The following is a 259-nucleotide window of genomic DNA, read 5'->3' as shown; positions in this document are numbered from 1 at the left end:
GGCGCTGGAGGGCTTAACGGTCGTGTTCGGGATGGGTACGTGTGGAACCCCTCCGCTATCGCCACCAAACGCTTGAGAGTTTGAACTCTCAAAACTGAGCAACGAGTGAGTACATAGAATATTCATTTCACCCACACACATGTGATGAACCGAAATGAATATCCAGTTGCAGGTGTGTTATACCTGCTGATTTGAATGTTTCCATCGCAGGAAACGATTCTCCATAGAAAGGAGGTGATCCAGCCGCACCTTCCGATAC

1 rRNA gene is annotated in these 259 nt (G+C 48.6%); it reads right to left on the bottom strand.

The window, feature by feature from the left end:
• A 5S ribosomal RNA gene (rrf, locus tag JO375_RS06745) occupies positions 1-69 on the bottom strand; the annotation flags it as partial.
• Between the last annotated feature and the right edge of the window lie 190 nt (positions 70-259).

Source organism: Paenibacillus farraposensis, from assembly GCF_020736845.1.
In the GTDB taxonomy this organism is placed as follows: Bacteria; Bacillota; Bacilli; order Paenibacillales; family Paenibacillaceae; genus Paenibacillus; species Paenibacillus farraposensis.
Note: the sequence above shows the minus strand (reverse complement) of the source record. Positions and strands in the feature narration are given on the sequence as shown.